This is a genomic window from Mesorhizobium newzealandense (genome assembly GCF_042682145.1).
GTDB classification, from domain to species: domain Bacteria; phylum Pseudomonadota; class Alphaproteobacteria; order Rhizobiales; family Rhizobiaceae; genus Mesorhizobium; species Mesorhizobium newzealandense.
Map to the genome: position 1 here is coordinate 115,048 of NZ_JBHUGZ010000017.1, position 24,406 is coordinate 139,453.

Sequence of the window (24,406 nt, forward strand, 5' to 3'; positions counted from 1 at the left end):
CCGGCACATATTCGGAGGCCATCGCGGCAGTATCGACGTTGTCTTCAACCCCAATGCTAGCCTGAAGGGACACATACAATGAACGCTATCGTCAAAGCCGCTGCCGTGCAGATAAGCCCAGTGCTCTACAGCCGGGACGGTACGATCGAGAAGGTCGCGAAGAAAATCCGCGAGTTGGGCAAACAGGGCGTCCAGTTCGCGACCTTCCCCGAAACGATCATCCCCTACTACCCGTATTTCTCGTTCATCCAGGCGCCGCTGCAAAACCTCGTCGGATCCGAGCAGCAGAAGTTGCTCGAGCAGGCCGTAACGGTGCCGTCTCCAGCTGTCGACGCCATCGCTGAAGCAGCCCGCGACGCCGATATTGTCGTCTCGATCGGCGTCAATGAGCGTGATGGCGGAACCGTCTACAACACCCAGCTTCTTTTCGATGCCGACGGCAAATTGATCCAGAGACGCCGCAAGATCTCGCCCACTTACCATGAGCGCATGATTTGGGGTCAGGGCGACGGCTCGGGTTTGCGTGCCGTCGATAGCGCCGTCGGCCGTATCGGACAGCTGGCCTGCTGGGAGCACTACAACCCTCTGGCACGGTATGCGATGATGGCTGACGGCGAGCAGATTCACTCTGCGATGTATCCGGGCTCCATCTTCGGTGAGCTTTTTTCCGAGCAGACGCAGGTCAACATCCGGCAGCATGCTTTGGAGTCCGCTTGCTTCGTGGTCTGCGCTACCGCCTGGCTCGATGCGGATCAGCAAGCGCAGATCGTGAAGGACACTGGTGGCGGCAGTATCGGCGCTATATCCGGCGGTTGCTTCACCGCGATAGTGACACCGGATGGAAGTTTGCTTGGAGAGCCTATCCGCGCCGGCGAAGGAGTGGTCATCGCCGACCTCGACTTCATTCAGATCGACAAGCGAAAGCGATTGATGGATTCGCGCGGCCACTACAGCAGGCCGGAACTGCTCAGCCTTCTGATCGACCGTACGTCAACCGCCCACGTTCACGATCGCGCCTCCCGCCCTGTTTCAGACGTTGAGCAAAACTTGAAGCATGTCGACGCTGAAGATCGGAGCCGGCTGTTCAAGCCGGCTGCGGAGTGATCGCCCGGCGGCTCAGACGAGCGTGGACCGCAAGCGATAGCGATGAACATCCAATTCTGGAGAACGACATGCCCCAATCGATCGCGCAAACTCTTCTCACCTCACAGACGATCGTGGTCGAGCACATCAAGATCTCGTCGGGAGCATCGTTCGCGGAGGTTCGCGCGAAGCTGGAGCGCACGTTGCCAAATCTCGATTCAACCATCGTTGCATCGCTGCGCACTGGCGATCAGAAATACGTCAAGGACTACGAAGAGAACGGGCCAAAGCTGTCGATCTTTGGCTGCCGCGATCACGGCGCGTTGTTGCAAATCGAAGGCCGAAAACGCAGTGCACTCCAATATGAGATCGGAAATCCCGTTACCGCTTCGAAGATGACCCGTCATCAGCTGTCGGCTGCTCTCTACGCGCCGCTGCGGGTGGTTCTGCTCGAGGACGAACAAGGCAGGGGCGTTTCTGAATACGACAGGCCATCGACCTTCTTTGGCCAGTATGGTGATGAGCGCGTGACCGAGGTCGGCCGCTATCTCGACACCACCTTGGAGGCGGCCTTGCATAAGGCGGCGGAGTAGAAAGCAATTGCGGAGGCAGGTGCGGCCCGCTCAGCCCGCCTTCTTAAAGACTTCCGGATCGACTGTTATCCGACACTGCAATCAACCGCTCGCGACATCGACAACTGCCTGCGCAAAGGCCTCTGGCGCCTCCTGCGGCAAGTTGTGTCCAATCCCGCCCTCGATGACGCGATGTGAATATTTGTTCCAGAACATTTTGGCGTACGCATTGGCCTCCGGATGCGGAGCCCCATTGGCGTCACCTTCAAGGGTGATCGTCGGCACATCGATAAGCGGAGCCTGGGCAAGTCGCTGCTCGAATTCGTCATACCGCGGCTCGCCCTTGGCGAGACCGAGCCGCCAGCGATAATTGTGCATCACGATGTCGACGTGATCCGGATTGTCGAACGCAGTTGCGCTGCGGTCGAAGGTGGCATCGTCGAAGTGCCATTTCGGTGATGCCGTCTGCCAGATCAGCCTGGCGAATTCGCGCGTGTTCTTCTGGTAGCCGGCGCGGCCACGATCGGTGGCGAAGTAATATTGATACCACCATTGCAGCTCAGCCTTCGGCGGCAGCGGCAGCTTGCCGAGTTGCTGGTTGCCGATGAGATAGCCGCTCACCGACACCATCGCCTTGCAGCGTTCCGGCCAAAGTGCGGCGACGATGTTTGCCGTGCGAGCGCCCCAGTCACAACCGCCGATCGCGGCCCTTTCGATCTTCAGCGCATCCATCAGGGCGATGAGGTCGAACGCGAACGCCGACTGTTGACCGTTGCGCTCCGTCTTGTCCGAAAGGAAGCGCGTCGTGCCATAGCCACGCTGATAGGGGACGATCACTCGATACCCCTTCGCTGCCAGCAGAGGCGCGACGTCGACATAGGTGTGGATGTCGTACGGCCAGCCATGAAGCAGAATGACAGGCTCGCCGTCGGCTGGTCCTAGCTCGGCGTACCCAACGTTCAGCAAACCAGCATCAATCTGTCTGAGCGGGCCGAACGATTTCGGCGAAGCGGGGGGCGCCTTTGCTGTGCTTGTCGCGCCAGACGCTGCCATCGCCTGCATGTTTTCGCCGAGATCGAAGGCCGCAAATGTCAGCGCTGCGACGCCTAGGAGACTGCGGCGACGGTGATTGATTGTCTCGGAAGCGTTAGTCCTGGTCATGATCAACTCATCCTATGATTGCAATGGTGCGAGTCACGCGGGTCAGCGCTGCGTCGGTTAGGCCGGCAATTTCTTCCAAAGAGTCAGCGTCAGATTCCAGAACAGGTGCCATGGCGTAGGAGTTGCGCGAGACGATCCGTGAAGCATCCTGGTCGCTGCGGCAGCGGACGAAGCCGCAAGAAAGAGTTCCGTCATGTCCATCCAATCCCCATCCGGGTCCGAAGGGCAGATTGGCGAACGTGGCACATAAAATCCATTACACGAAGGTGTCGGCGATACCTTCGGATTGGCCGCGCCAGGACATTGTACGTTTGCGAAGGCGAGACGGTCTTCGGCGCTCGCTTCTGAGCTGCGAAGGATTAACCCACGGCTCGCAGCAGGAGAAACCGACACCAAGGCACAATAGGAATCTTGCGACGGCCGATGCACAACAAGTGTAAGCGGACGCAGGCTGAAAATGGCAATAAATAACAAAGTCGGTCGCGCCTTTGATGCGCAACCAGGCTTGGTGCGGACAGTGGGCCGCGACAGGCAAGTCGAGTTCTCGAATCCACGATTCTCCGAACGGGCTGGTTTCGAAAAGCCACGGCGATGGATGTGGCAGGACTTGCTCAAATCCCACGACTTGCCCGCATTTCTTGAATGCTGGCTGTTCATTGGGGGATCGGGGCGACCGGCGAAATGGAGGCGCCTATGCCGCACCTCGACCGCGAATTTAAAGCTTGTCACGCGGCGTCGAGGGGCCTCCTCGGCACGCTTTAGACAACTTCGGCGTGACCTCCAAAGGGCTGAAAGGCTGGCCGCCTTCGATCCCGTCCGTTCGGACGACTTCGAATGGACAGCTGCCGCGCAGTCGCCCCGGAAGCCGATCAACGCCATCAAACCTATGAGCAGCAGAGATTTCATGAAACTTAGCAGTCAACTCGTTGCCGTCGTCGATGATGACGAATCCGTGCGTGAGTCCCTCCCCGACCTGCTCAAGGAATTGGGATTTAGCGCGGTGGTGTTCACTTCTGCGGAGGAAATTTTGGCCTCCAATATCGTGCAAAACACCAGATGCTTCATTCTTGACGTCACGATGCCCGGCATGACTGGCCCTGACCTGCAGGTCCAACTGGCGCGTCGAGGTGTGTCAACTCCGATTATCTATATTACGGCGCAAAAGGATGAGGCGTTGCGGTCGCGGCTCATCGCAAAAGGGGCCGTGGCCTGTTTGTTCAAGCCGTTCAGCGATGCCGCCTTACAAGATGCGCTCCGCTTAGCGATCGGCTGGCCATGATCCTTCTCAGGATATAGCGGCTCGCTCGCTGATCTGCCGGTATGGCCGCAAAGCTCGGCATCGCATGGATGCTGAGGTCGCGACCTTCTGATCTCGGCAGATCGACGAAACGCTGATAATCGAACCAATCCAAAGGTATCGACAACACCATCGTACAATCGATTCGCTTCCATCTTTCCTTCATCTGTCCCGCTCCGTCCGGATAGCTGGATGAGTGGCAGGAAGGGCAATTGCTTGGGCAGCGACAAAAAGGTCATCGTCACTACGGGGGGATCGCGCGGTATCGGCGCTGCTCTGGTAACGGCTTGGCGGGCCCGGAGGTACCGTGTCGTGGCGACAGCACGGTCGACCAAGCGATCGGGCGACGAGGACACCCTGACTGTGTCCGGCGCGCCCTGACTAAGAGGATAGCCTTTGCGTTACCGTGTGTGGATGCGCACGCCTCAAACAATGGAGACTGACGATGAAGATCCTGATGGTTTTGACCTCGCACGACAAACTCGGCAACACGGGCGAGGCGACGGGGTTTTGGCTTGAGGAGTTTGCTGCGCCTTACTACGTCTTCAGGGACGCCGGTGTGGAGGTGACCCTGGCGTCGCCGAAAGGAGGCCTGCCTCCGATCGACCCCAAGAGTGATGATCCGAGCAACCAGACCGAGGCGATGACACGTTTCAAGAAGGACGCCGCCACTCAGGCGGTACTGGCGAACACCACGATGCTTCGCGACGTCAAAGCCGAGGGCTTCGACGCGGTCTTTTATCCTGGCGGCCATGGCCCGATGTGGGACCTCGTCGACGACAAGTATTCCATCGCCCTGATCGAGGACCTCTACAACGCGGGCAAGCCGGTCGTTGCCGTCTGCCATGCCCCTGCAGTGCTGCGAAATGTGACCTATAACGGACAACCCATCGTCAGGGGCAAGCGCGTCACGGGGTTCACCAACACGGAGGAAGAAGCTGTCCACTTGACGACCGTCGTGCCATTTCTCGTCGAAGACGAATTAAAGCGTCTGGGCGGCCTCTATGAGAAAAAAGACGATTGGGCCGATTTCACGGTTGTGGACGGTCGCCTTATCACGGGCCAGAACCCGTCCTCGTCGGGCTCGGCTGCCGTGGAATTGCTTAAGATTCTGAGCGCTTAGGCATAGCTTTTGCAGGCCGAAGGATGACGCAGAATGGATTTGGAGATCAATCTCAGACTGTCTGTTTCTAACAATGACACATTGACCTTCACGCCCAAATGCATGATCCTCGGTATCATCATCGTGTGACCGCGCTTTTTCGACGGCAGTCGACAAGAGAGCGCCGTCAACGGTATTCAGCCATAGTGCCCTGCTCAATTTTGCACGCCGCAGGCTTTTGATCGTTTTCCTAACGTCGTCACCTGGAGGGTATTCTCGATGGCTACGGAGTTTTCTGCGCTTCACAGCGGAGCACGAGGGGCGACATCGACGTCGCAAGAAACGCCGATCGTGTTCGTCGTTGACGACGACATTTCCGTTCGCGAATCTTTGGAATTGCTTATTCGATCCGTTGGCTGGGTGCCACAGGTATTCGACTCGGCACAGGGGTTCCTCTCTCACGCGCGAGCGCCGGTTCCGAACTGCATGATCCTGGACGTCAACCTTCCGGACCTCAGTGGGCTCGACTTGCAAGAGTTGGTCTCTGTTGAGCACGCTGATATGCCGATCATCTTCGTCACCGGCTACGGTGATGTGCCCATGACCGTCAAGGCAATGAAGGCCGGGGCGGTCGAATTCCTGACCAAGCCTTTCAGCGATGAGGTACTGTTAGCAGCTATCGATGCAGCGCTTGAACAGAGCAAAGCCATGCTTGTTCTCGAAGCAGAGATGCGCCTGCTCAGGGATCGCCAGGCGTCGCTCAGTCGGCGCGAGCGGGAAGTCATGGCACTGATCGTGGTGGGCCGGCTGAACAAACAGGTCGGCTTCGAGCTCGGCATCAGCGAGATCACTGTGAAGGCTCACCGGGGCCAAGTGATGCGAAAGATGCAAGCTCGCTCGCTCCCCGATCTGTTGAGTATGGCAACGAAACTCGGCATCTCACACTAGGGCACTTACGCAGGCCCGCCCCGATTTGGTCTTCTCGTTTTCCGTGGCGGGGCCGCAACTAGAAGCGGCCGTTGAACCTTGCAAAGGTGCGTGCAACTCGCTGACTCTTAATATTTGACACCGCGTCGGAAACCGCTTGACTGGAGCCAATGCCAACGAAAACCGAAAATCGGAGTGGAGAAGGTTGGATTCCGGTTCCTTTCCCTCTACCACCTTCAAAGTCCAAACAATTCTCCGATGCGTCCATGCGTTCCCGAAGGCCCAGCGTTTGCGGAATGTGTGGCCGAAAGCCGGGGAATGCGGAAACGACGTTCTTCCCCAAAACGCTCTCTGAACGCCCATCTTTCTCCAAAGCTGGGGAGTAGCCCTAAGAATCCTTAGGTTTTGACAGCAGCAATATCAATGCTTTAGCGCCGGCCATGCTGCGGGCAGTTTGCGGTTCGCTCGCCTGTCAAAAAGGACCACAACTAGCCGTCGCACGTTAGGTCCGGGTTGCGCCACCTACGGACATCGCCAAGTCACTACTCAGACGTCGCGTTTGGGCCGAGAGGGGACTGGCAGCTTCAAGACTCGAATCGTCAGAAGCGGACATTCAGCTTCTTGGGGGCATCGACGTGATCTCCCGAAGCCGACATCGCCCCTGGCTCTTCCCGCATTGCTCTCGATCGCGCAATTGCACCTTGCGCGCCTATCCCGATTGTCGGATCAGAATTGAAGCCAGTTGCTAGTCGGGCAATCCTGCCAAGCGCATGCATTCGACGAGGTCGTCAGCCATCTTGGGGTCAACAAACATTGGATTCTTCCGCAGGGCACGCAGCGAGTAGCGCGGAATCAGGCGGAGCAGCTCGTCCACGTAATGCTTGGCTTCCTTGGCGCGACCTTGACGAGCATAGGAACACGCCAATGTCACTAGCGCGCCGAACAGAGCGGGATCTTGTTGAAGCCCCTTCTTCGAAACGTCGATCGCTTTTTCATAATCGCCGAGGAAGAAATAAGCGTGTCCCATCGCGTCATATAGCCAGGTTCCGCGAGAATCGCGTGGGTTGCCGCGTTCCGCTCTTTGGCAAGCAGCCAAGCCACCCTCCAAATCGCCACGAAACACCAGGGCATGCCCCAAGACCGCGTAGGCCTCGGCATAGTTCGAATTGAGCTCTATCGCCCGTTGGGCCACCCTGATGGCCTGCTCTGTCTCTCCGGTCACCGCCAGCATGAACGCCAGAGACTGATTGGCCTGCGGGTTTGTTGGCGCCAGGTGAACCGCCTTCTCCGCCCAGCGCCGGGCCTCTTCGAAGGCCAGGCGCGCCGGACGAATCCATCCGCGCAACCCGATGTGCACGTGGCATTGACCAAGCAGGGCGTGAGCATTGGCGAAATCGGGGTCGATCTCGATCGCTCTTCTGAGATCGGCAATCGCCGCTTCCACATCCTGCTTCGTCATCCTGTGATAGGCGGCGATCGCCCGCAAATAGTGGTCCCATGCACCGAGATCGTCCGGCCGTTTTCCTCGCGCCCGCTCGATCTCAGCCAACGTGATTTCGGGTCCGACTACCGACGCGATGCTGGCCACGATGTCGTCCTGCAACTCGAAGAGATCATCCATCTTGCGGTCGTATCGCTGTGCCCATACATGGCGATCTGACTCCGCATCGATCAACTGGGCGTTGATTCGCACGCGGTCACCGGCCCGGCGCACACTGCCTTCGAGAATATACCGGACCCCGAGCTCCCGCCTAATCTTCTTCACGTCAACGGCCTTGCCCTTATAGGTAAAGGCGGAGTTGCGCGCGATAACAAACAACCATTCGAAACGCGAAAGTGCCGTCGTCAGATCTTCGGATATGCCATCCGAGAAATACTCTTGGGCATGATCATCGGACATGTTGTCGAACGGCAGGACGGCGATCGACGGTTTGGCCGGCAAGGGAATAGGGCCAGCCGGTTGGCTCGACACGCTCGCCGCAACCACTCGATACGTCCGTACGGGATCAGCGATATTTCTTACCTGGTGAGTTCCGAAGTCCTGGAACCCGGCGTCGAGTTTGCCTTTTACCTGGTCGAAGGCCATGCCGGAGATACAGATGCCGCCTGGGTCAGCCAGCTTTTCAAGTCGCGCCGCGACGTTGACGCCATCGCCATAGATGTCTTCGCCATCGATGATGATATCGCCTACGTTCACACCAATCCGAAAGGAGATCGACGCGCTATCGGGCATTGCGAGATTTCGTTCGGCAACGCGGCGCTGAATGCAGACTGCACACTCCACCGCATCGACCGCACTGGCGAACTCAATTAATGCTCCATCGCCCATGAGCTTCACCAGACGCCCTCGATACTCGGTGAGGATCGGGCTTATCAAGTTGCGGCGCAGTTCCTTGAGCGCACTCAGTGTTCCTGTCTCGTCCGCTCCCATGAGGCGGCTGTAGCCCACGACGTCAGCCGACATTATAGCAGCAAGACGCCGCTGAACGCGTTGCTTCGTCATTCCCTTCCGCCTCTGGCTAACGCTGGTCGCAAGTGTATCGCCCACTGCCTTGGTGTGTCTACGAAGGTCTCGTTTGCCCAAATTCGACAGGCCACCGCGCGATGCGGCGACTGGCGCGGATCCGTCAATCGGGCATGGTCCGCCGTGGAAGAAGGAGCGCGAGATGATCGCTGAGGTCGCTCATCGTAACCGGCGCCGTGTCTGGAACTGCTTGCCCAAACAGGTACATGCCGGGTGCCTCGACTACGCCGCCGTCGTGACGTGTCCGGCCTTTGCGACGACTTTAGAGAACGGCAGGTTTGACAAATGCCATGGCGCCTCTCGAATGTCCGAGAACAGGCGCATTGCTGCCATCGCAACGCGGACAAGGTCGCCGCTGGGTAGAACAGACCTTCACAACCAACAGGCATTGCGCCGTTGGCGCTCCCACTCAACGGGAAACCCGCGCACCAGCGGCTGCAATTGCATCGTCGGAGGCTGGCGCCCGTCGAGGATTGCCTCAACGTTGCGGTTCGGCTCGGATCACGCCTTGCGACGCTGCAAACACGAGCGGTACGGGATACAATTACCGGAGCGAATGCGTCCCCGGGATGGCTCAAATGTCCTCTGTCGATTCTCTTGCCGCGAGATTATTGTCGGCGACATTGATGTTCGATCGGGCGTCGTTGCTGGCGCTCGAGGCTTTGGCTGCCGAATCCGACCGTCGGGTCCTGAGGCGCGGTGAGGTCCTGGTTCGCGAAGGCGATCCATCGGACAGGTTCTTCGTCGTGCTGTCAGGTCGCTTTACGGTACACAAAGGAGACCCGATTGGCACGGTCGCCGAGATCGCACAGGGCGAACTAGTCGGCGAAATTGGTTTCTTTGCAGGGCTGCCCCGTACGGCCACTGTCCTTGCAGCGCGCGATTCGATCGTCCTTGAAATCAGTCGTAATCATTTCGAGAAGGCGGCCGAGGCTTTGCCGAACCTGAGAGAGGCGGTCACAATATCCCTGGCGCGCCGGTTCGCCACGCAATCTCCGATTTTGTCACGTCTCCAGAAACCTGCCAAGATCCGAACGCTTGCCGTCATTGCAGCCGGCGGAAGTCGCATCTCACCGGTTTTCATCGGGCACCTACAGCAAGAGTTCGGCGCGGTCACGCGCGCTCAGTTCGTTTCCCGGCTTGACGTCCACGCGAAGTTCGCAGGTCGTCCGATCGACGGCCAGCCGGTCCTTAACTGGTTGAACGAACTGGAGGCGCAAGCTGAATTCGTTGTCTACGTCGCCGATGAAGAACCTAATGAATGGACACGAGTCTGCATTCGCCAGGCCGATACCGTCCTGTTGCTGGCGAACGCGTCCTCCTCGCCTCGCTTGAACGCGTCCGAGGAATTGACGCTATCGGTCCATCCACCATCGACCGGTCGGCTTGTCCTAATTCACGACAATCGCTCGGCTGCGGTCTCCGGCACCTCTGCGTGGCTCGATGAGCGTCCCTATGTCGGCCAGCATCATCATGTTGCGCTGGAGGACGGGGCTGATATCCAGCGCCTGGTTCGATTTATTTCCTGCAAGGCACGCGGCTTCGTGGCGGCGGGGGGTGGGTCCCTGGGCAGCGCCCATCTGGGCGTCTACAAGGCCTTCGTCGAGGCGGGCGGGCGCTTCGACTATCTCGGCGGGACGAGTTCCGGAGCGGCGATGATGGCCGGCTTCGCAAGAGGGTTGGACGCGGAGCAGATCGACCGCGGCACGCACAACATATTTGTCAAGAGTCGGGCGTTTCGGCGCCCCACCTTGCCGCGTTTCGCGCTTCTAGATCACAAAACCTTCGATCGAGCCCTTCGGGAGGAATACGGCGACGTTCTGATCGAAGATCTTTGGCTTCCGTTCTTTGCGCTTTCGACCAATCTGAGCAGCCGTCAGCCCCATGTCCACCGTCGTGGAAAACTCTGGCAAGCCGTTCGGGCATCCGGCTCGATCCCGGGTGTCCTGCCGCCGTTCTTTACGGCTGACGGCGATATGCTGGTGGACGGCGCCATCATGAACAATTTGCCGCTGGAACAGATGAGGAAACTCAAGACCGGCCCCAATGTCATCGTGAGCTTTGGGTCCAGTGGACCGCAAAAATACCACATCGACTATGACCGCATCCCCGGAAGATCGGAACTGGCGGTCGCCCTGCTGAACCCTTTCGGCCGTGCCCGCTTGCCGCAAGTTCCGAGCATGCTTCAGGTTATTGCCGCGAGTATGCTGGCACACGGGCCGCAGGACATTGCCGTCGGCGACGAGGATGTCTTGGTCTGTCCGCAGGTTTCGAGCACGATCGGCTTCATGGATTGGAGTCGGCATTCCGAGTTGTTTTCGGACGCCTACGACCGCACGGCGCAATGGATCGAGGAACGTCTCCGCCAGAACGACTCAGGGCTCCGGGCGGTGCTCGGTAACGCACATACTTAGCGCATCACAGCGCGATACCGGCAGCCCGAACATCAAAAGCGCGGCGATGAGCAAATGCAGGGCACCGCGCCTGATGCCCTTCTGCATCGCAGACATCGCCACCCATGGTGAGGTGCGCAGTGCTCGACGGTCGGAGCTTTGTGGTCGCCAATGACCTTATTTAGAAGTCGACCTCTCTAAGTTCCTGCTTTGAAATCTTTCCAATCGCATTCTTCGGCATCTGGTCTATCACCCCCAGATGCGCCGGAACCTTGAACCGCGCCAGGCGCGTCCGACAGTGCGCGAGCAACGCTTCGACCAAGTCGGCACGGGGTGGCTGCGTCTCGCGAGGGACCACGAAGGCAACCACCTGCTCGCCATATGTCGCATCGCGCTGCCCTACCACGGCAGCCTCCACCACAAGCGGGTGGGCGTAATGCCACCGGGTTTTACCCCTTGCCCGGTGAGTGCGTGCGCGGCCTGGTTTGAAAGTGCTTCGAGGTCAGTGTAGACACGATCGTCGAACAGCAGAGGCCGGGTGCCCTGGGGCAGCGACGCGACTGGCAAGCAGTTCGGCAAGCGTTTCCATCCGTTCTCCTGTGAGTGCCAAAGGCCCTCAGGAAATCGTTGCCTCGGAGTCAGACTTGGCGATGTCGACATCTTCGCGCAGGTCCCTGGCTATACTCTTCTGCTTGTCAAGATCGATGCGGCGACGTGCGATCTCTTCAGCCGACAGGCGCGCGATGTTGCAATAGTCGAGCTTCCAGTCGGGATTGGAACTCCACGCGAGCGGCGACTGCACGGTGGTGCGCGAGGTCGGCGCTGTCTCCAGCACCTTGAGAGCAAGCTCCAACGTGAAAGCCTGCGAGTTGGAACCCTGGGTCGACCAGCCCCATTCCCGAGCGGGAAATCGGAGAACAATAGGCGCGGCACGCCGACGTATTCGACGATGTCCTTAGCGCAGCCCATCACCAGCGTAGCAATCCCGCTCTGCTCCAACATGCGGGCGGCGAGGCTGACACTCTGATGACACACCGGGCAGTTGGCCACCAATATGGCGACGTCCACACGATCTGCCTTGCAGCGAGTTAGAATGTCCGGGCAGTCGACTTCAAGTGTCGCACGATGACTACGGTTGGTCGGCAGCCCGTGGAAGCGTGGTGCTATTGAGCCGATGCGGCCACGCGATGCAGCGTGTCGCAGCTCCGGCAGCGGAAAATACGTACCAGGGTCCTCGGCCGTCGTGTGCTTGCGGTCAATGGCGACGTGGGAGATGCGCAGGTCGTAGTCTTGTGAACTGTCGCCAGAGTATGCGCTGTAGAACTTCGGGGCAGCGTTGTATGGTGCGCCAGGGCCTTGATCCCCCTTGGCGGGTTGAAAGGGCGCCGCAGTCGTGATGATGGTGACCCGACATTGCGCGAGCGGCTTGACAAGAGGCTGGAATGGCACCTGCGCGTAGTGCGCCCACTCGTAGGGCGCACCGTACCCTAGCGCCACGTAGTATTCACGGGTCCTTTGCATGTAGGGGATCGGCGCATCATGAGCGGGTGCGAAGTCGAACCTATCGGCACGCTCGCGGGTCATCGCTGCTGACTCCTTTGGTGCTGCTCCAGCACACAACTGTATAGACACTGGCCGCAACAGCAACACCTTCGAGAGTTAGTGGCCGGCCCGGAAGTCCGCCATGTCCTATAAGCTCTATTCACAATGTCCGGAATTGGGCGCAAGGCTGCCGGCGGCGTTGGCAATTGCGATGTCTGCTTTTGGGATGCGGCTAAGCTGGTCCCTACGACCGAGATGCGGCGCGAAGCAGTCGTTCGAGATGGGTGGCCAGGAAAGGATTGCTACGGACTACCTGTCGCTCCAGTCTTGTCATGACTAGCTCGCGGCGTGCGACCAGGCGCCCACTTCCGAGCGACTCACGATCACACTACCCGCCTCGATTTCGCGCTGCATGCGCTGTCCCAAAGTTTCAATATCGACCTCAGCGGCCGTCGCAACTCCCTGGCTCTGGATTTCCGGCAGCATCGTGACAATGAGTTCGGCGGTCTGGTGTGACCATTCGAATCCGCCCTTGGTTCCCCCAACAACCGCCTCCATGTGCATTGAGGGCGCGAGCAATCCAGCCGCACGGAATGCCGCATCGAGCTTGATACCCATATTGGTCTCGATACCGCTGCGCCGAAACGTGTCGACGATCCATCGACAGCAGTGGTCGTAGGTCGGCGCCGGCGGGCTGGATCGACAGCCGTCCCAATCCGGCTCATGGAAGACGATGGTCCCTCCAGGCCGGAGATGACGAGCGACGCCACGCAGCATGGCGACAGGATCGGCTTGAAACATCAGAACGTAGCGGCCGATCACGGCGTCGAACGGTCGGTCGAACGAGAGTGCCGCGGGATCGCCTTCACGAAAGCTGACATTCTGGATCGGATGCTCCGCCGCGCGCCGCTCCGCCGCCGCAAGGGCCGCTGGGGCCCGATCTGCGCCGATGACCTGACCTTCGCTGCCAACCATCTCGGAAACCAGGAATGTAACGTCGCCCGCGCCACAACCGACGTCAAGCACGCGCATCCCGGGACTCACGCCCGCAGAGAGCAAGATTCTTCGCGTGATCGGGTTAATGATGCCGGCCTGATGGCTGAGACGCCTGATCTCACGATCGGAATGGACGAGAATATACGGGACGTGAACGTCGGCACGAGCGCCACCTGCGACTTCCATGGCCTGCCTCCCCGCATAAGACCGTTCCCCAAATAGGGACATCGCGTTCGTCGACGACTATGCGCCGATGCGGCAGCCAGTCAACGAGACTCGCTGTCGACCTCAATGCGAACGTCGCTTCAGGATCAAATCGCATCTTGCGACGCTCGCAACTAAACGGCGGCAAAAGGGTCGAACTCGGTCGTTTGGAGTGATTTGGTTAGGGGCGAGAGCGGCTGGCCATGAGGAGGTCCCGAACTGTGAACCAGCTGTCGGTCGGGCGCGCCTCATAGGGGCTCCACAGCCACTCCCACCCCCGCTGCCGACAACCCCGGGGGCGGAGTGATCGCGACGATCAGAGGGACGACATCGCCGCCGGGCGCTCAAAGAACATGGTGCAACGCAACAAAGATGTTGCATTGCACACAAACTTCCGTTAGGTAATGCTAATACAAATGCGAAGGCTTCTTAAAAGTCGCCCCCCCAAACGAAGGATGGAACGATGTCCAAGACCACTGAAAAGACCGCCGAATTTATCGAAAACGCGTACCCCGCTTTTGATGCATCCAAGGCCATCGAGCAGGTCAGCGCTTTCACGGAAAAGGGCGTCGAGCAGTCGAAAGAAGTTCTCGCCAAATTCAAGGCGGATTCGGAGATGACCCAGAAGGCTCTCGAGACGAGCTTCGCATCCGCCAAAGCCGCTTCCAGCAACCTGTCGCTGAAGACAATTGCCCTTCTGCGCGCCAACACTGAAGCCGCCTTCTCGCATTTCGAAGCCCTAATTGCCGTAAAGTCGCCTTCCGAATTCGTTGAACTGCAGACCGCCTTCGTCCGTAAGCAGGTTGAAAGTGCCGTCGAGCAGACCAGGGAACTTCAGGCCGTCACGACCAAAGCCGTCGAGGACGTATCCAAGCCGATCAAGTCCGCCTTCGAGAAGGCGGTCAAGGACCTCAAGGTCGCCTAGCTTTTTCTGGGCGGATAGAACGGGGCGGGTTGTCACGGCTCTCCATTAGGAGAGCCGTGACTACCTATTCACTTGTCAGTCCTCTTCCTTCAAATCCTCGACTTCGTCCTACAACTTCGGCCAGTCCGCGCCGTGCTTGCGGAGCAGGCCGCGCGCTTGGCTGGGCGACAAGTCCGTAACTTCAGTGAGGTGTTGAACCTCTAGCTCCTGGCCCTCTACTACCGGGCTCGCGCCGCTTGATTTCTTGACGGCCATTTCTGCGTCCTTCCCCGGTGTACCACCAGATGAACAAGCACCGGTCTGCATGGTTCTGGCATACGGAACTATCTGCCTGCCGCGTGGTTTCTCCGTCGAAGGAGAACTATCATGCTTAGACTGTTGATCCGCCTCGGTGCGATGCGGCGTTTCAAATCGGCAGGGAATACGGCCGCGCCGAGACGGAGGTCATGCTGTTGCCGCCCGTCGACTATGAGAGACACCCATCGGCAAGGAATGAGGCGGAGTTTGGGGAGCCCACCTAAGTGCGGTTCCGACTAGGTCGGTCGTCAGCAACGTATCTGAGGCACGTTTCAAGTTGCCGTCATGGCGCCGCTCCGTGAAGAAGGTTGGATTCCAGTTCCTCTCCCGCTACCAAAATTCTTCAAATTAAATCAGCCGCTTAGGTGCCATAGAGTGCATCTGGATGGCTGTTTTTCTTGTCGCGCCATGTTGCAAACCACTACCGTTGATTTCCAAGGGTTTTCTGCGACTATCGGCAAGTCCTGGATCTTGATGCCGACGGACCTCGCGTCAACGATCAGCTTGTGGGTTATCTCGTCACCGAGATGACAGCCTTCGTCGACTCGATTCATAGAAAGCTGGCGACGGCGCCATTGGCCGCGAGGCATCGTCTCGCGGTGCTGACACCATCATCGCGCCGGACGCGCATCGCGATTGGCTATGCTCTAGCCGACAGTGAAGTCAAAAGCCAATTGTGAACCACGGACTGGCGTCGTTGTATCCGAGACGCGGCTTTGCCGTGCCATTGTCCGGCGATTTGGCAGTTCCGGTGAGACTGCAGTCCAGCTCCGGAACGGGCTTCTTGGCCGAATGTTTGGAAGAGCATAAGGCAGCGGCGTCACTGACCGCCACCTTCTTCTCCTTGGCAACAGCGACACCGGTCGCGGCAAACACGATAGCCGCACAAAATATAGCCACTCTCATCGGAAATCCCCTTCGTCGCGCATTCCAGACGCGAGCACATGACGCTACGTCATTTTTATATTAGCAACAACAAATATAGGACGATCCCATCTCATTCGAAAGTGGTAGCTTGCAACTCGCTGGCGGCCCGCAATCAGCTTTGGCAAGACGCGCAGCGGCGGCGCATGTCGACCGGGAATTTAGATCGGGTGACGGTCAGGTGCGTGGCTGAGTCACGGTCGACAAGGGCACGGCAGAACTGGTGGGCAAACACCGTGCGCCGCGAGGCGCCAAACCACTGTGTGGGGGCCGGGGCAATCGCGCTCTTCAATCGGAGCTAAGCTTCGGTGGTAGCGCCCGTGGACGGGATTTCACAATGAAATCAACGCAGAATCCCACTCAGAAGTAACCTTGATTTCACAAGTTGTGTCTCGATGATGTGAAGGGGCAGCCGTCGCGAGGCGTTGTGGCGAACTGAGCAGCAGTGGGTCCGGAGGATGGGCCAAGGATATTGATTTAATTGGTTTTTTCGTGGACCAAAATCATCAATATTCCCGCGATGTTCCGCACGGTCTCACGGCTATGGCCGACCATGGTGCCGGATTCTTTCACCCGAAGGCCTGGCTGGCCAATGCGTAGGTGACGACCGGCGGCTTTCCGGCATCCTGCCCGCCCGCGACCGCCCACGGCTGGCCAAGCCACATGCTGGTCACCGTGTCATAGACCGGCAGGCCTGACCGCGCCACGAACTCCGGGAACGGGCCCGTCTCCTGCCGCGTGTCGAGACGCAGAAACTGCCCGGCATGCTCCGCGATATGCGGCGCCGTGACGGCAATCGCATCGTCATCCGTCTCAGCCACCACCGGCCCGACAACATGGCCGCGTCCGAAAGGACGACAAAGAGCGAAAGCCCGGATGCGGCCTTCGCGCAGGAGCGCCACGCCCTTCGAAACATCCAACAGCCGCGCCAGCAGCGCGGAACGGTCGGCGCCGTAGGCGCTGCTATCGAGTTCCACGAGCCGGGCCAGATCCGAATGCTCGACGTTGCGCAGGATCGCTCCCTCGGGCAGCAATGCGATCGCGGGCATCAGCGCTTCGCCCTGGCACTGGTAGACGAGCCGCGCAGGAGCAAAACCAAGAGACAGATAGAGCCGGCGCGCGGCTCTTGTGGCGTTCAGCCCGAGGCTGCGAGTACCTATCCGCGCCAATACGTTGTTCATGATCCAACGGCCGGCACCATGAGCCTGCAGGCGGGGCGAGGTGATCATCATGCCGACAGTGGCGAAACCAGCGCCGAAGGGAAACCACATGGCTGTGCCGACGACGCGCCCGATTTCGTCCTGGGCAGCGATCCCCTCGCCCGCTTCCAGCAGCATCTGCCAGTCCTCGGCCCGATGCGGCCAGCCGACGCTGATCGAAAGCGCATGCAGCTTCTCGAGCTCAACGCCGGCGATGTCGCCGACCTTCAACTCGAAAGAACTGAGCCGAATGGATTCCGCTGCCTTCAATGACGCCTCTCGGGGCAAATTTGATGGACCTGACTTCCTCTCGTCAAGCATAGCCATCTAAATCACAGAATCCGCTTCAGATGAGGCTGTATTCGAAACTTTTCACTGTAGATCAACGGCTTTCCGCATCCAGGGTCCGGAGCGCGTCTCTATGGTGAGCGGAAGGCTCCCGGAAAGCGCCGACACCCCGCCAGTTTGCTGCACGAGGATCCGCAATGTCTCCCTTCGTCCGACACCGCGAGAAAGCGACATGACGGCTGAGGAAATCCTTGCCCGGCTTGTTGCCTTTGCCTCGGTCGTCGGCCAGCCCAACGAAGCGATCGTCGAGTGGATCGCCAACTATGCCGAAGGCTGCGGAGCGAAGGTCACGATCCTCCCCGGGCCGGAGGGCGACCGGGCGAACCTGTTCGCCACGATCGGCCCGGCAGAGGTGCCGGGGTTCATCTTGTCCGGCCACATGGACGTGGTCCCGGCCGGCGAGCCGGGCTGGACAACCAACCCTTTCACGCTCCGCGCCGAGGGCGAGCGGCTCTACGGACGCGGCACCAGCGACATGAAAGGCTTCCTGGCCTGCGTGCTGGCCGCCCTGCCGGCGCTGGCCGCCCGTCCTCTTGCCCGACCTATCCACCTCGCTTTTTCCTATGACGAGGAGGCCGGCTGTCGCGGCGTGCGCCATCTGATCGAGGCTCTGCCTCAGCTCTGCACGAAGCCGCAAGGCTGCATCGTCGGCGAGCCGAGTGGCATGCGAGCGATCCGTTCCCACAAGGGCAAGGCTGCGGCGCGGATCGAAATTCGCGGCCGTTCGGGCCACTCCTCGAGGCCCGATCAGGGGCTGAACGCGATCCACGCCATGGCCGCGGTCCTGACCGAAGCCGTGCAGAGCGCCGAGGCGCTCAAGGCCGGACCTTTGGACGCGAGCTTCGCGCCGCCTTATTCCTCGCTCCAGATCGGCGTGATTGGCGGCGGACAGGCGCTGAACATCATTCCGGACTTCTGCGCCGCCGAAATCGAGGCGCGTGCCATTGCCGGCGTCTCGCCCGCCACATTGCTGGCTCCCATTCAAGCAGCCACGGCAGCGCTCACCGCCCAGGGGTTTGAGGTCAGCTGGGACCTACTGAGCGAGTATCCGGCGCTCTCGCTCGCCACCGAAGCGCCGCTCGCCAGCCTGCTGCGGGATCTGACCGGGCAGGAGCCGCTTGCCGCGGTCAGCTACGGCACCGAGGCAGGGCTCTATCAGGCTGCGGGAATCGAGGCGATCATCTGCGGGCCGGGCGACATCGCACGCGCGCACCGCCCGGACGAATATATCGAGATCGGCGAGATGGCTGCCTGCCTGCGGATGGTCGAGGATCTGGGGAAACGGCTCCACTGCTGAAACCTGTTGCCCGGCCGCGGCGAATTTCGGCGTGATCTGCCGTCCAGCCAAGCTGCTTCAACGCATCCTGCGGCGCGCCGCGGGCCAAGCTCCATCATCGCCTTGCCTAGGAGACCTGAATGGCCTTCCTGATCAATTCCGATCCCGAGCGGGTCCGGATCTTCGCCGACGAATTCGCCCGGGAATTGCCGGCGCTGCGTTTTGCCGCCGACCCTGCGGCAATTGACAAGACTGAGGTGCGCTATCTCCTGACTTGGTCGGCGCCCGAGAATCTCGGCAGTTTTCCCAATCTGGAAGTGCTGTTCTCGATGGGTGCCGGCGTGGACCAGTTCCGCGCCGACCTCCTGCCCGCGAAAGTCAGGCTGGTGCGGATGGTCGAGGAAGGCATCATCCGCATGATGCAGGAATACGCCACGCTTGCGGTGCTGGCGCTGCATCGCGACTTGCCGGTCTATCTTGCCCAGCAGGCACGCAGCGAATGGCAGCCTCGCCCGGCCGTGCAGGCGACGGAGCGGCGTGTGGGTGTCCTCGGCCTTGGCATGCTGGGATCGGCGGTGCTCGATCGGCTGCGGCCCTTCGGCTTTGCCCTGTCGGGCTGGAGCCGGTCGGCGCGCGACATTCCAGGCGTCCGCTGCCACAGTGGCGAAGCGGGGCTGAAAACCTTCCTCTCGCAGACCGACATTCTGATCTGCCTGCTGCCGCTGACCTCGGAGACGCGCGGTTTCCTCGATGCCGGCGTGTTCGCCAGCCTGCCTACCGGGGCAAGCCTCGTGCATGTCGGGCGTGGGTCGCAGCTCGACCACGCAGCGCTGCTGGCCGCGCTGGACAGCGATCATCTTGCCGGCGCAGTGATCGACGTGACCGATCCCGAGCCGCTGCCGGCGGGCCATCCGTTCTGGCGCCATCCCAAGATCCTGCTCACCCCGCATGTGGCCAGTGTCACGCAGCCTCAGACGGCGGCGAAAGCGGTGGTCGCCAACATTCGCCGGCATGAAGCCGGACTTGACCCCGTCGGTCTCGTCGACCGCCACCGGGGCTACTGACCCTCGCGCCAGAAAGGCAATCCATGTCCCTGCTCAAGACGATCGATCCGAAGCCGCAAGACGCGCCCCAGGAATCGAAAGCGCTACCCGATCGCCTGATCTCCGGCGATCCCTCCTTCAAGACCTGGGCACAGGACACCGCACGCGACGGCACGATCCACACCGGCATCTGGGAGGCGACACCGGGCGAGACGCGGTCCATCAAGGGAACGAGCTTCGAATTTTGCCACATCCTCGAAGGCGTGATCGAGCTGACCGATGACGGCGGCAAGACCGTCACCTACCGTGCCGGCGACAGCTTCGTCATGAAACCGGGTTTTACCGGGATATGGCGAACGATCGAGACCGTGCGCAAGATCTACATCACCGTGACGGACTGATCTCTCGGATCGCCCCGCGAACCTGCCTGGAGAGTGGTCCGAACCTCCGAAGATTGCGCTGAAAATCGGCGTCAAACGGGATATTCCATTGCCGGCCTCGTCGCAGTCGATGCAAACTGCGGGTCGATGCCGGCTAGAGTTGCCCTGTCCTCACGACAAGGCGCCACCAATGTCCCTCAGCTTCGATCCCGACGCGCTTCTGCTGCCGCAGGGCCATTTCATCGGCGGACGGTTCATCCCCGCCGCCGGCGCGCTGCCGATGCATCGCCCGTCGGACGGAGCGGCCTATGCGGACTGTCCGGTGGCCGGCGCGGACTTGGTCGACCAGGCCGTCGACGCCGCGAAGCACGCACTCAAGGACAGCGGCTGGTCGAGCCTGCGCCCGCGCGAACGCACCCGCGCCCTGCAGCGCTGGGCTGACCTGATCGAGGCAGAGGCCGAGACGCTGGCCCGGCTAGAGGCCGTCGCCTCGACCCGGCCCGTCGGCCAGCTGATCGACGGCGATATCGCGATCACGGCCGAGCAGATCCGCTTTTTCGCCGAGTTCGCCGACAAGGAAGGCGGCGACCTGGTGCCGACCGCCGACGCCAGCCTGGGAATGATCCTCACCGAGCCCTACGGGGTCGTCGGCGCGATCACCCCGTGGAACTTCCCGCTCTCGATGGCCGGCTGGAAGCTGGGACCGGCACTGGCCGCGGGCAATGCCGTGGTGCTGAAGCCCTCGGAGATGACCCCATTCTCGGCGCTCTACATAGCCGAACTCTCTGTCCGGGCCGGCTTGCCCGCCGGGCTCATCAACATCGTTCTGGGCGACGGCCCGACCACCGGCAACGCGATCACCGGCCATCCGGAGATCGGCAAGATCAGTTTTACCGGATCGACAGCCGCCGGCGCCGCGATCATGCAGAACATCGCCCGTACAGGCATCAGGCCGATGACCCTGGAATTGGGCGGCAAGAGCCCGCAGCTGGTCTTTGCCGATGCCGACCTTGATCTTGCGGCGGCGGCCGTCGCGCAAGGCATTCTGTCGAACGCCGGCCAGGCCTGTGTCGCGGGTTCGCGGCTGATCGTGGCCGAGGCAATAGCGGAGCCGCTGGCAAAGGCCATCGCCGCGCACATGGCGGCAATCCGTCCCGGCCCGACCTGGGACGAGGCGACGCGCTATTCGCCGATCATCTCGGAGCGCCAACTTGGCCGGATCGACGCCATCGTCCAGGCCGCCGTTGGTGCCGGTGCCGAATGTTTCGTCGGCGGCAAGCGGCTCGACCGCGAGGGCTATTTCTACGCGCCGACGCTGATCAACGGTGTCAGCCAGTCCTCACCGGCGGTGATCGAAGAGATATTCGGGCCGGTGTTGACCCTGCAAACCTTCGTCGAGGAGGAGGAGGCGTTGGCGCTCGCCGACCACGAGACCTATGGGCTCGCAGCCGGTGTCTTCACCCGCAACCTGTCCCGCGCCATCCGGGTGACGAAGCGTCTCCAGGCCGGCACCATCTGGGTCAACCGCTACAACCGCTCGCGCGACCACATCCTGCCGACCGGCGGCTACAAGCGGTCCGGCATCGGTAAGGATCTTGGCCGCGAGGCCTATCTGGCGAACCGCAAGAGCAAAAGCGTGCTGATCGACCTTTGAGATCGAGGGACGGGATATGAAGAGCTATTCCATTGCGCTGATCCCCGGTGACGGCATCGGCAAGAGCGTCACCGAAGCTGCGTGGCAGGTGCTGGAGGCCGCGGCCAGCAGCTCCGGCTTCGCGCTGCAGGGCCAGCACTTCCCCTGGTCCTGCGCCTACTACAAGGAAACCGGCCGGATGATGCCGGAAGACGCGATCGAGACCTTGCGCGGCTTCGACGCAATCCTGCTCGGCGCGGTCGGCTGGCCGGCGGAAGTGCCGGACGCGGTGTCCCTGCACGGATTGCTTCTGCCGATCCGCAAGGCGTTCGTGCAATACGCCAACATCCGGCCGCACCGGTTGCTGCCCGGGGTCGAGGGGCCGCTGAAGGCCGCCAGTTTCGACATACTTTGCATCCGTGAAAACACCGAGGGCGAATATTCCGGCGCCGGCGGCCGCGTGCACCAGGGCACCAGCGATGAAGTCGCGGTCGAGACCTCGATCTTCACCCGCAACGGCGTCGAGCGGATCCTGCGCTTTGGCTTCGAACAGGCGCGGTTGAGGAAACGAAAACTCGCTTCGGTCACCAAGTCGAACGCACAGAAATACTCGATGGTGTTCTGGGACGAAGTAACGGCGCGCCTCGCCCCTGAATATCCCGACGTCCAGGTCACCAGCTACCATATCGATGCCATGGCCGCGCGGATGGTGATGGCGCCCGACAGTCTCGATGTCGTTGTCGCGTCCAACCTGTTCGGCGACATCCTCACCGATCTGGGTGCGGCGATCCAGGGCGGCCTCGGCTTCGCCGCCTCCGCCAACATCAACCCGGATCGCAGCGCGCCTTCGATGTTCGAACCGGTTCATGGCTCGGCCCCCGACATCGCCCATCTCGGCATCGCCAACCCGATCGCAGCGATCTGGTCTGGGGCGATGATGCTCGGCCATCTGGGCGAGCATGGCGCGGCGGCAAAGGTTATGGCGGCGATCGAAGCCGCGACCGCGCGCGGCATCGGCACGCGGCCGGGCCAGGACCGGACGGAGACGATCACCACGGCCGTGCTGGCCGCGCTTGCCTGAGCCGGGAGGGAACGACATGAAGGAATTGAAGGACAAGGGGCTCTTCCGGCAGCAATGCCTGATCGCCGGCGCGTGGCAAGACGCGGCCTCGGGCGCCAGCGTCGACGTGAGCGATCCCGCCACCCAGGCAGTGATCGGCTCGGTCCCCGATGTCAGTGGGGCTGAAACCCGTTCGGCGATCAAGGCAGCGCAGGCGGCCTTCGGTCCCTGGCGTGCGAAGACCCATGCCGAACGCGCCGCGCTGTTGGAAGCATGGCACGGTCTTATGATCGAGCATGTGCAGGATCTCGCCCGCATCCTGACGCTGGAGCAAGGCAAGCCGCTGGCCGAGGCGGCAGGCGAAATCCGTTATGGCGCTTCCTTCGTCAAATGGTTCGCGGAGGAAGCTCGACGGATCGGCGGCACCACCATTCCCTCGCCGACGCCGGATCGGCGCATCGTGGTGCTGAAGGAGCCGGTCGGCGTCTGCGCCATCATCACGCCATGGAACTTCCCCAATGCCATGATCACCCGCAAGGTTGCCCCTGCCCTGGCCGCGGGCTGCACCGTGGTGGTCAAGCCATCGGAGTTCACTCCGTTCTCGGCGCTGGCGCTCGGCGTCCTGGCGGAGCGCGCCGGGATTCCCGCTGGCGTCATCAACATCGTCACCGGCATGCCGGCGGACATCGGCACCGAACTGATGGCCAACGAAACAGTACGCAAGATCTCCTTCACCGGCTCGACCCGCGTCGGATCGCTGCTGATGCGCGGCGCAGCCGACAGCATCAAGCGCCTCAGCCTCGAACTCGGCGGCAACGCGCCCTTCATCGTCTTCGATGATGCCGATCTCGACCTCGCCATCGAGGGCGCCATCGTGTCGAAGTTCCGCAATGGCGGGCAGACCTGCGTCTGCTCAAACCGCATTCTCGTGCAGGCTGGCGTCTACGACGCCTTCGCAGACAAGCTCGCCGCGCGGGTTTCGGCGATGAAGGTGGGGCCAGGCACCGAACCCGGCGTCGAGATCGGACCGATGATCAACGCCGCGGCAATCGACAAGATCGACCGGCATGTCAGCGACGCACTGGCCAAAGGCGCCCGCGTGTTGTCGACGAGCCCCGCCATGCCTGAGGGCAAGCAATATGCGACACCGATGGTGCTTGGCGACGCGACGCCGGACATGCTTCTGGCCGGCGAGGAAACCTTTGGCCCGGTCGCGCCACTGTTTCGCTTCCAAACCGAGGCCGAGGCCATCACGCTTGCCAACGGCACTCCCTACGGTCTCGCCGCCTATTTCTACACCGAGAGCCTGAAGCGGTCATGGCGGGTGGCGGAAGCGCTGGAATTCGGAATGGTGGGGCTGAACACCGGCGCGATTTCCACCGAGGTCGCACCCTTTGGCGGCGTCAAGCAGTCGGGCCTCGGGCGCGAAGGCGCGCAATGCGGCATCGAGGAATATCTGGAAATGAAGACCTTCCACATCGGCGGGCTGGCCTAGTAGGTCGGCTGCCTGCCCGCGGCCG

At 61.1% G+C, this 24,406-nt stretch carries 18 protein-coding genes and 1 pseudogene; 13 read left to right on the forward strand and 6 right to left on the reverse strand.

Features of this window, described 5'->3' with window-relative positions; translation table 11 throughout:
* The first annotated feature begins 78 nt into the window (after positions 1 to 78).
* Both ACFSOZ_RS24985 and ACFSOZ_RS24990 read left to right on the forward strand, forming a co-directional pair.
* Positions 79 to 1,104 carry a nitrilase-related carbon-nitrogen hydrolase gene (locus ACFSOZ_RS24985; protein WP_379102236.1) on the forward strand — a complete coding sequence of 342 codons (1,026 nt, stop codon included), beginning with the start codon at positions 79 to 81 and terminating at the stop codon, positions 1,102 to 1,104.
* A gap of 68 nt (positions 1,105 to 1,172) precedes the next feature.
* A complete protein-coding gene (locus ACFSOZ_RS24990) occupies positions 1,173 to 1,676 on the forward strand; it encodes a DUF302 domain-containing protein (protein WP_379102237.1) in 504 nt (167 codons plus the stop codon).
* Positions 1,677 to 1,757: 81 nt separating this feature from the next.
* On the opposite strand, the gene ACFSOZ_RS24995 is transcribed toward ACFSOZ_RS24990, so the two are convergent.
* Positions 1,758 to 2,816, reverse strand: coding sequence for an alpha/beta fold hydrolase (locus tag ACFSOZ_RS24995; protein WP_379102238.1), 1,059 nt, complete (start codon positions 2,814 to 2,816; stop codon positions 1,758 to 1,760).
* Between the two features lie 904 nt (positions 2,817 to 3,720).
* Here ACFSOZ_RS24995 and ACFSOZ_RS25000 point away from each other — a divergent pair.
* From ACFSOZ_RS25000 to ACFSOZ_RS25010, 3 genes are all read left to right on the forward strand, one after another.
* Complete coding sequence (locus ACFSOZ_RS25000) at positions 3,721 to 4,095, forward strand: response regulator (RefSeq protein WP_379102239.1); 375 nt, start codon at positions 3,721 to 3,723, stop codon at positions 4,093 to 4,095.
* 463 nt (positions 4,096 to 4,558) lie between these two features.
* A complete protein-coding gene (locus tag ACFSOZ_RS25005; protein WP_379102240.1) occupies positions 4,559 to 5,236 on the forward strand; it encodes a type 1 glutamine amidotransferase domain-containing protein in 678 nt (225 codons plus the stop codon).
* A gap of 258 nt (positions 5,237 to 5,494) precedes the next feature.
* A complete protein-coding gene (locus ACFSOZ_RS25010) occupies positions 5,495 to 6,163 on the forward strand; it encodes a response regulator transcription factor (protein ID WP_379102241.1) in 669 nt (222 codons plus the stop codon).
* A 724-nt stretch (positions 6,164 to 6,887) separates the two neighbouring features.
* Here ACFSOZ_RS25010 and ACFSOZ_RS25015 read toward each other — a convergent pair.
* A complete protein-coding gene (locus tag ACFSOZ_RS25015; RefSeq protein WP_379102242.1) occupies positions 6,888 to 8,645 on the reverse strand; it encodes an adenylate/guanylate cyclase domain-containing protein in 1,758 nt (585 codons plus the stop codon).
* A gap of 599 nt (positions 8,646 to 9,244) precedes the next feature.
* On the opposite strand from ACFSOZ_RS25015, the gene ACFSOZ_RS25020 reads away from it, so the two are divergent.
* Positions 9,245 to 11,080 carry a patatin-like phospholipase family protein gene (locus tag ACFSOZ_RS25020; protein WP_379102243.1) on the forward strand — a complete coding sequence of 612 codons (1,836 nt, stop codon included), beginning with the start codon at positions 9,245 to 9,247 and terminating at the stop codon, positions 11,078 to 11,080.
* Between the two features lie 160 nt (positions 11,081 to 11,240).
* On the opposite strand, the gene ACFSOZ_RS25025 is transcribed toward ACFSOZ_RS25020, so the two are convergent.
* From ACFSOZ_RS25025 to ACFSOZ_RS25035, 3 genes and pseudogenes are all read right to left on the reverse strand, one after another.
* Positions 11,241 to 11,480: an AMP-binding enzyme gene (locus tag ACFSOZ_RS25025; protein WP_379102244.1), complete on the reverse strand. Its 240-nt coding sequence runs from the start codon at positions 11,478 to 11,480 to the stop codon at positions 11,241 to 11,243.
* Between the two features lie 195 nt (positions 11,481 to 11,675).
* Positions 11,676 to 12,643 (reverse strand): annotated as a pseudogene (locus tag ACFSOZ_RS25030) (glycine reductase).
* Between the two features lie 294 nt (positions 12,644 to 12,937).
* Entirely contained in the window at positions 12,938 to 13,783 is an 846-nt protein-coding gene (locus ACFSOZ_RS25035; protein WP_379102245.1) for a class I SAM-dependent methyltransferase, read from the reverse strand.
* Positions 13,784 to 14,264: 481 nt separating this feature from the next.
* On the opposite strand from ACFSOZ_RS25035, the gene ACFSOZ_RS25040 reads away from it, so the two are divergent.
* Complete coding sequence (locus tag ACFSOZ_RS25040) at positions 14,265 to 14,726, forward strand: phasin (RefSeq protein ID WP_379102248.1); 462 nt, start codon at positions 14,265 to 14,267, stop codon at positions 14,724 to 14,726.
* Between the two features lie 1,790 nt (positions 14,727 to 16,516).
* On the opposite strand, the gene ACFSOZ_RS25045 is transcribed toward ACFSOZ_RS25040, so the two are convergent.
* Complete coding sequence (locus tag ACFSOZ_RS25045; protein WP_379103246.1) at positions 16,517 to 17,467, reverse strand: GNAT family N-acetyltransferase; 951 nt, start codon at positions 17,465 to 17,467, stop codon at positions 16,517 to 16,519.
* A 199-nt stretch (positions 17,468 to 17,666) separates the two neighbouring features.
* On the opposite strand from ACFSOZ_RS25045, the gene argE reads away from it, so the two are divergent.
* The 6 genes from argE (at position 17,667) to ACFSOZ_RS25075 (ending at position 24,381) form a co-directional block, all read left to right on the forward strand.
* Complete coding sequence (gene argE / locus ACFSOZ_RS25050) at positions 17,667 to 18,791, forward strand: acetylornithine deacetylase (RefSeq protein WP_379102250.1); 1,125 nt, start codon at positions 17,667 to 17,669, stop codon at positions 18,789 to 18,791.
* A 119-nt stretch (positions 18,792 to 18,910) separates the two neighbouring features.
* The gene (locus tag ACFSOZ_RS25055) at positions 18,911 to 19,834 is read left to right on the forward strand and encodes a 2-hydroxyacid dehydrogenase (protein ID WP_379102252.1); all 924 of its coding nucleotides are present in this window, start codon (positions 18,911 to 18,913) and stop codon (positions 19,832 to 19,834) included.
* A 23-nt stretch (positions 19,835 to 19,857) separates the two neighbouring features.
* Positions 19,858 to 20,214 carry a cupin domain-containing protein gene (locus ACFSOZ_RS25060; RefSeq protein ID WP_379102255.1) on the forward strand — a complete coding sequence of 119 codons (357 nt, stop codon included), beginning with the start codon at positions 19,858 to 19,860 and terminating at the stop codon, positions 20,212 to 20,214.
* Positions 20,215 to 20,383: 169 nt separating this feature from the next.
* On the forward strand, positions 20,384 to 21,847 hold the full coding sequence (locus ACFSOZ_RS25065) for an aldehyde dehydrogenase family protein (RefSeq protein WP_379102257.1): 1,464 nt from the start codon (positions 20,384 to 20,386) through the stop codon (positions 21,845 to 21,847).
* A gap of 16 nt (positions 21,848 to 21,863) precedes the next feature.
* Positions 21,864 to 22,907 carry a tartrate dehydrogenase gene (locus ACFSOZ_RS25070; protein WP_379102258.1) on the forward strand — a complete coding sequence of 348 codons (1,044 nt, stop codon included), beginning with the start codon at positions 21,864 to 21,866 and terminating at the stop codon, positions 22,905 to 22,907.
* A 16-nt stretch (positions 22,908 to 22,923) separates the two neighbouring features.
* Complete coding sequence (locus ACFSOZ_RS25075) at positions 22,924 to 24,381, forward strand: NAD-dependent succinate-semialdehyde dehydrogenase (protein WP_379102260.1); 1,458 nt, start codon at positions 22,924 to 22,926, stop codon at positions 24,379 to 24,381.
* Positions 24,382 to 24,406 lie beyond the last annotated feature (25 nt).

Bases quoted from the DNA above. Each gene is read 5' to 3' on its own strand.
- ACFSOZ_RS24990 (WP_379102237.1), top strand. From the start codon at position 1,173: ATGCCCCAATCGATCGCGCAAACTCTTCTCACCTCACAGACGATCGTG.
- ACFSOZ_RS25075 (WP_379102260.1), top strand. From the start codon at position 22,924: ATGAAGGAATTGAAGGACAAGGGGCTCTTCCGGCAGCAATGCCTGATC.
- ACFSOZ_RS25060 (WP_379102255.1), top strand. From the start codon at position 19,858: ATGTCCCTGCTCAAGACGATCGATCCGAAGCCGCAAGACGCGCCCCAG.
- ACFSOZ_RS25070 (WP_379102258.1), top strand. From the start codon at position 21,864: ATGAAGAGCTATTCCATTGCGCTGATCCCCGGTGACGGCATCGGCAAG.
- ACFSOZ_RS25000 (WP_379102239.1), top strand. From the start codon at position 3,721: ATGAAACTTAGCAGTCAACTCGTTGCCGTCGTCGATGATGACGAATCC.
- ACFSOZ_RS25020 (WP_379102243.1), top strand. From the start codon at position 9,245: ATGTCCTCTGTCGATTCTCTTGCCGCGAGATTATTGTCGGCGACATTG.
- ACFSOZ_RS25035 (WP_379102245.1), bottom strand. From the start codon at position 13,783: ATGGAAGTCGCAGGTGGCGCTCGTGCCGACGTTCACGTCCCGTATATT.
- ACFSOZ_RS25015 (WP_379102242.1), bottom strand. From the start codon at position 8,645: ATGACGAAGCAACGCGTTCAGCGGCGTCTTGCTGCTATAATGTCGGCT.
- argE (WP_379102250.1), top strand. From the start codon at position 17,667: ATGACGGCTGAGGAAATCCTTGCCCGGCTTGTTGCCTTTGCCTCGGTC.
- ACFSOZ_RS25065 (WP_379102257.1), top strand. From the start codon at position 20,384: ATGTCCCTCAGCTTCGATCCCGACGCGCTTCTGCTGCCGCAGGGCCAT.
- ACFSOZ_RS24985 (WP_379102236.1), top strand. From the start codon at position 79: ATGAACGCTATCGTCAAAGCCGCTGCCGTGCAGATAAGCCCAGTGCTC.
- ACFSOZ_RS25045 (WP_379103246.1), bottom strand. From the start codon at position 17,467: ATGCTTGACGAGAGGAAGTCAGGTCCATCAAATTTGCCCCGAGAGGCG.
- ACFSOZ_RS25010 (WP_379102241.1), top strand. From the start codon at position 5,495: ATGGCTACGGAGTTTTCTGCGCTTCACAGCGGAGCACGAGGGGCGACA.
- ACFSOZ_RS24995 (WP_379102238.1), bottom strand. From the start codon at position 2,816: ATGACCAGGACTAACGCTTCCGAGACAATCAATCACCGTCGCCGCAGT.
- ACFSOZ_RS25040 (WP_379102248.1), top strand. From the start codon at position 14,265: ATGTCCAAGACCACTGAAAAGACCGCCGAATTTATCGAAAACGCGTAC.
- ACFSOZ_RS25055 (WP_379102252.1), top strand. From the start codon at position 18,911: ATGGCCTTCCTGATCAATTCCGATCCCGAGCGGGTCCGGATCTTCGCC.
- ACFSOZ_RS25005 (WP_379102240.1), top strand. From the start codon at position 4,559: ATGAAGATCCTGATGGTTTTGACCTCGCACGACAAACTCGGCAACACG.